We start from the raw sequence: 6,008 nt of genomic DNA, 5'->3' as shown, positions 1-6,008 counted from the left end.
TTGAGATAGATAGGGATCTAAACGCTGCAATTAATTTATCGCGTTTGGCTAAAGCGTGAAAGTCTACCGAGGGATAACTGCTCCCATGCTCCCGTTGAAGTAGAAAGTAAAGTCTAGTTTTGTCTAGGTTTTATATAGCAGAAAAAATATTTCCCACGCAAACAGCACTAAATCAACTTATCCGGTGTAATTGGTAACTCCCTTAACCGCTTACCCGTAGCATGATAAACAGCATTACAAATAGCCGCAGAAACACCAGTAATACCAATTTCCCCCACACCGCGCACCCCAGCCCGGTTAAAATTCAAATCAGGTTCACCCACAAAAGTTACATCAATTCTGGGAATATCTGCATGGGTGGGATAATGATAAGTAGCCAGATCATAAACCACCGGATAACCGATATTCGGATCAAACAAGCACTCCTCCATTAAAGCATGACCAATACCCATGATCACACCCCCACGGATCTGAGAAGCGGCAGTTTTAGCATTCATCACCTGTCCGATATTCATCACCGACACCCAGCGCGTCACCTGTAAACGCCCGATCTCCTCATCCACACTCACCTCACAAAAATGAGCGCCCCAAGACTGAAAAGCCCATTTATTAGCCGCTTCACTACCAGCAGAAGTACCCGTAGCTTCAAAAGCAGCCCGTTGAGACTGACGCAGACTTGCAAACGCTTCCTGGGCATTTTTAGCTTGGGCAGTTTTCAGCACTTCCTCACAAGCTGTCATCACCGCCGGTATCAAATTTGCCGTCATTTGCGAACCACCAGCAATACCACCATTAGGAAACAACGAGTCACCTAATTCTACCTTAACTTTTTCCACCGGTAGCCCCAAAAACTCAGCCGCCGTACCCGCCACAATGGTATATGCACCAGTACCCATATCATTACCACTGGTGAGAACATGGGCAGTACCATCAGCTAAAAGCCTGACTTTTACCGTTGCTGTACTTTGTAAACCCGGAAAAGTTGCAGCAGCCATACCCCAGCCTATCAATTTACCATCACGGTTGAGCGATCGCACTTTTTTCGGTCTATTTTGCCAACCAAACTTTTCTGCACCCACTCGCAAACATTCGGCAAAATGTTTAGCAGAGAAAGGTAAACCCCGACTTTGATGTTCTTTAGTTTCATTCCTTAACCGTAATTCTACTGGATCTATCCCCAATTCCCAAGCTAACTCATCCATAGCCGACTCTAAAGCATACATACCGGGGGTTTCTCCGGGCGCACGCATAAAAGTCGGTGTCCCCACATTTAACACTCCCAATAATTGCTGAGTTCGCAAATTTGGAGTAGCATACATCACAGGAGTGATATTTGTACAAGGTTCAGTAAAAACATCAACCGTAGAAGTAAAAGATTTGGCTGTATGTTCAATGCCCTGTAAACTCCCATCAGCATTAGCAGCTAAACTCACTGTTTGCTCGGTTTGCGAACGGTGTCCAGCATTTGCTGTCATTTGTCGTCTGCTGAGAACCACTTTGAGCGGACGTTGCAATTTACGTGCTGCTGCTGCACAAAGAATACCATGCGGCCAAGGAAAAGCTTTAGAACCAAAACCACCACCCAAAAAAGGCGTAATAATTCTTACCTGTTCCGGTGCTAGTCCGAAAAGTTCTGAATAGGTGCGTTGACTACCCCCTACCCACTGACTAGGTTCATAAATAGTTAGCGAGTTGGAATTTTGCCACTGGGCGATAATGGCATGAGGTTCCATTGGTGCGTGCAGTTCCGTGGAAGTTTTGTAGGTGGCTGTAATTTTAGCTGCTGCACCTGTCATTGCGTCTGTAGAATTACTAGTAGCAAAGCTCCCTTTTTCCAATTTCATCTCTCCCCCAAACATGGAAGGAGCATTTTTCAAGGAGACTTTTTCCGGGTCTAAACTCGGTGTATCTTTGATATATTCAACTTTGACTAAATGGGCTGCGTCTCTAGCTCTTTCAAAGGTATCCGCTACTACCAAACCTATTATTTGTCCTGCGTAATGAATTTGCTCATCTGCTAAGGGTAGACGAGCTTCGTAAATTTTAGAATTGATAAAATTGTTACTAGGTTTAGAAATTTGCGGGGCGTTTTTATGGGTAAAAACCGCTATCACACCCTTTGCTTTTGCTGCTGCTTGGATATCAATATTTTTGATCCGTCCTTTGGCAATACTAGCAGTGACTAAATAACCATGCACTAAGTTCGGTATTTGATGTTCTGCGGCGTAGGTTGCAGCACCTGTCACCTTTGCTAGTCCATCTTTGCGGTTAATGCCTGTTCCTATAACCTTATTCATAACTATACTATACCTCCACCTTGAGCCGAAACCATGAGGGCGCGACGAATTGCCCGTTTTGTCATGTCTATTTTGTAACCGTTGTGAGCTAAAGGTTTTGCTCCTTGTAAGGCTATATTTGCAGCTTGGGTAAATGTGGTAATATCCGCAGGTTTACCGATTAAAAACTTTTCTGCTTCGTTAGCACGCCAAGGTTTATGTGCGACTCCACCCATTGCTAAACGGGCATCTTTTATTTTGTCACCCGCAACTTCTAAAGCTGCTGCCACTGATATTAAAGCAAAAGAGTAGGAAGTGCGATCGCGCAGTTTTAAATAAACTCCTGATTTCGCCCAGGATAAAGGCGGTAAAATAATGGCGGTGATTAATTCCCCCGCTTCTAAATTACTATCTTTTTGGGGTGTGTTTTCTGGTAAACGATGAAAATTCACAAAAGGTATTTGTCGTTTACCTTTGGGTCCTTCCACTTCCACCACCGCATCTAAAGCGGCCAAAGCTACACACATATCTGAAGGATGCACAGCTACACATTCTTCACTTGCACCGAGAATAGCGTGCATCCGGTTTATCCCCGTTGCTGCTGGACAACCGCTTCCCGGTTCACGTTTATTACAAGCAAAAGCAGTATCGTAATAATAAGAACAGCGAGTTCTTTGTAAAAGATTACCCCCCACAGTAGCCACGTTGCGGATTTGTTGCGATGCACCAGAAAGAATTGCTCTGGATAAAAAAGGATAATTGCGGCGAATTTCCGGATGATCAGCTAATGCTGTATTTGTTACCAAAGCTCCCACCCGCCAACCATTAGTCATCCTTTCTATACTTTGCATCTGCAAGCGAGAAATGTCTATCAGTTGGGATGGTTCATCTAGAAAGGCTTTGAGGCGATCAACTACATTTGTTCCCCCACCAATAAACAGGGAATTTTTATCACTTGTTGCTCGTTGAACGGCATCTTTTACAGAGGTAGCGCGAGTATAGGTAAAGTTATTCATGATGCTTGCACCTCCTGAGATTCACTGACCATAATATGGGCGTTGGGAGAGGGGGGTTTTTGTCCTGTTACCTGTTGTACTGCGGCGACAATGCCGTTGTAAGCACTACACCGACAAAGATTACCACTTAATCTTTCTTTGATTTCCGCTTCTGAAAGTTCTGCTAATTGCGGTGGTTTGTTTAAATCAGCCGTAACAGCACTTCCACAACCGCGTTTTACTTCTTCCACAAGAGCCACAGAGGCGCAAATTTGTCCTGGGGTGCAGTAACCACATTGAAAACCGTCATTTTCAATAAAAGCTGTTTGCATGGGATGGAGAGTATCACCCTTTCCTAGTCCTTCTATGGTGACTATTTCCTTTCCTTCCTGCATCACTGCCAAAGACAAACAAGAATAAACTCGTTGTCCATCTATAAGAACTGTACAAGCTCCACACTGTCCATGATCACAGCCTTTTTTACTACCTACCAATCCCATATTTTCCCGGAGAGTATCCAGGAGGGTAACACGGGGTTCAATGGTTAAAGATTCTGCCTTTCCATTGATTTTGAGTGTGATATTCATTTCACCTGTGCTTGCTTGGGTAGTCTCTTTAGCTACATTAGTCTGGTTGAGTATTGCAGGTGCAGCTATGACTGTACCAGCTGTTGTTAATGCCTTGCCCAAAAAACCACGACGGGAGGTTTTTCCAGGTTGATGCTGAGGTTTTTCCATGATTATAACGGTATGCAGTTGAATGAGATACAAAACTGTTCGTGAAATTCATACACTACGAGATTTTTAACTCTGTTCCCTGTTCCCTGTTCCCTGTTCCCTGTTCCCTGTTCCCTATTCTGGTAGAGTCAGTATTTCTACTCCATCTTCTGTCACAGCAATGGTATGCTCAAACTGTGCTGAAAATTTGCGATCGCGTGTTACCGCAGTCCAACCATCAGCTAACATTTCCATTTCCTGAGTACCTTCATTGATCATCGGTTCAATGGTAAACACCATTCCCGGTCTTAACCGTTTACCTTTACCCCTTGTGCCAAAATGGGGGATATCCGGTGCTGTGTGGAAAATATTACTGATACCATGTCCCACAAACTCCCGCACTACGGAAAAACCCTCAGCTTCAGCATACTCTTGAATAGCCGCACCAATATCACCTATTTTCGCCCCTGGTTTTACTTCCGCAATACCCAAATAAAGACATTTTTCTGTTACTTCTACCAATTTCTGCGCTTTGGGTCTAGTATTACCAACGATAAATGTCTTAGATGTATCGCCATGATAACCATCAACGATAGGTGTCACATCAATATTAATAATGTCCCCTTCTTTGAGAATTTGTCTAGCATGGGGAATACCATGACAAATAACTTCATTTACACTGGTACAAATTGACTTAGGAAAACCTTTATAACCTAGAGGTGCGCTTTTAGCTCCCTGTGCTTGTGTCCATCTTTCTGCTTCATCATTGAGTTGCTGGGTACTTACCCCTGGTTTAACCATCGGTTCTAGATGCTGTAACAGTTTTGCTGCTAAACGTCCAGCCCGACGCATTTTTTCTATTTCTCTTTGGGATAAAATAACAATTTGTTCAGTTCTCATCTATCTAGTCTTTTGTTAGAAATATAGTTAAACCTGTTTGGGCGGCTTTACGAGTAGCATCTGCCACTTTTAAAGTATACAAACTTTGTTCTGGGGTGACATACAAAGGCTTACCATAAAAAAGATGGTCTAATGCCATTGTCGTATCTTTAGCAAATAATCCCCGACGAGTACCCATATCTATCAATGTTGTTTTTTCTGGCTGTACGAAAATTCCTGTGTTACCATCGAGGATTAAACCGCCTTTTTCACCGTGAATTTCAAACTTGCGTTCTGACTGCCAGATGGTTTCACCTTTACCATAAATCACTTGCGCTAACAAACCATTACTAAAGCACAACTGCGCTACACAGATACAGCTTTGATAATAGTTGGTTTCTGTTTCCCAATATCGCTGATGACAGTTAACAGAGAACACCTCACCAAACAAGTCAGTTAGACGATGTAAGCGAGATAACGCCCCCATTAAAGGAAACCCAAATTGTTCATGGTTATAAGTCCACTTGCGGGGTGCAGGGTTTTCAGGTTTAACGGTACTTTGACGAACATAAAACAAAGAACCCACCTGCTCTAAATGTTGTTTTAAAGCTTGATGCCAACCGCCTAAAAGTTCAATGTGTTCAACGTGCAGCAGTTTATTTTTTGCTTTTGCTAAGGCGATCAGTGCTTCTGCTTCCTTGACATCCAGAGACAGAGGATACTCGACAATTACGTGTTTGCCTTTTGTCAGGGCAGCTTGAGTTATTTTACCATGATCCTGATTAATCGTGGAAATGACCACTAAATCTAAATCTTCCCTGTTGACTAACTCTTGCCAAGAATTTATCACCTCTGTTTGATATTCCTGAGCCAAAGCTGCTGTTTTTTCAAGAGTATGGCCAGCGATCGCTACTAACTGTGTCCTCGGATCTTGCTTTAATGCCTCAGCCCTCAATTTTGCTGCATACCCAGTCCCAACTAAACCCACTCGCATGATTTTATTTAAAGGTGGCTCAAAATTATACATAAATTTTCATCTATTTAATTAATCATTAACATTGGTAATTGGTAATTGGTAATTGGTAATTGGTAAAAATAAAATTGATTACCCAGTCCCCAGTCCCCAGTCCCCAGTCCCCAGT

5 protein-coding genes are annotated in these 6,008 nt (G+C 43.0%); all 5 read right to left on the bottom strand.

Features of this window, described 5'->3' with window-relative positions:
• Positions 1 to 167: 167 nt before the first annotated feature.
• The gene (locus PN497_RS21100) at positions 168 to 2,297 is read right to left on the bottom strand and encodes a xanthine dehydrogenase family protein molybdopterin-binding subunit (protein ID WP_096569879.1); all 2,130 of its coding nucleotides are present in this window, start codon (positions 2,295 to 2,297) and stop codon (positions 168 to 170) included.
• Between the two features lie 2 nt (positions 2,298 to 2,299).
• The gene (locus tag PN497_RS21095; RefSeq protein WP_096569881.1) at positions 2,300 to 3,292 is read right to left on the bottom strand and encodes an FAD binding domain-containing protein; all 993 of its coding nucleotides are present in this window, start codon (positions 3,290 to 3,292) and stop codon (positions 2,300 to 2,302) included.
• Entirely contained in the window at positions 3,289 to 4,008 is a 720-nt protein-coding gene (locus tag PN497_RS21090) for a 2Fe-2S iron-sulfur cluster-binding protein (RefSeq protein WP_096569883.1), read from the bottom strand. The genes PN497_RS21095 and PN497_RS21090 overlap by 4 nt, the downstream gene beginning before the upstream one ends.
• 114 nt (positions 4,009 to 4,122) lie before the next feature.
• Positions 4,123 to 4,887: a type I methionyl aminopeptidase gene (gene map, locus PN497_RS21085; RefSeq protein WP_096569885.1), complete on the bottom strand. Its 765-nt coding sequence runs from the start codon at positions 4,885 to 4,887 to the stop codon at positions 4,123 to 4,125.
• A gap of 4 nt (positions 4,888 to 4,891) precedes the next feature.
• Positions 4,892 to 5,893: a Gfo/Idh/MocA family protein gene (locus tag PN497_RS21080; protein ID WP_096569887.1), complete on the bottom strand. Its 1,002-nt coding sequence runs from the start codon at positions 5,891 to 5,893 to the stop codon at positions 4,892 to 4,894.
• Positions 5,894 to 6,008: the final 115 nt, after the last annotated feature.

This window comes from Sphaerospermopsis kisseleviana CS-549 (genome assembly GCF_028329225.1).
Classification (GTDB): domain Bacteria; phylum Cyanobacteriota; class Cyanobacteriia; order Cyanobacteriales; family Nostocaceae; genus Sphaerospermopsis; species Sphaerospermopsis kisseleviana.
The sequence above is the reverse complement of the archived record's forward strand: the minus strand, read 5'-3'. Positions and strand labels throughout refer to the sequence as shown.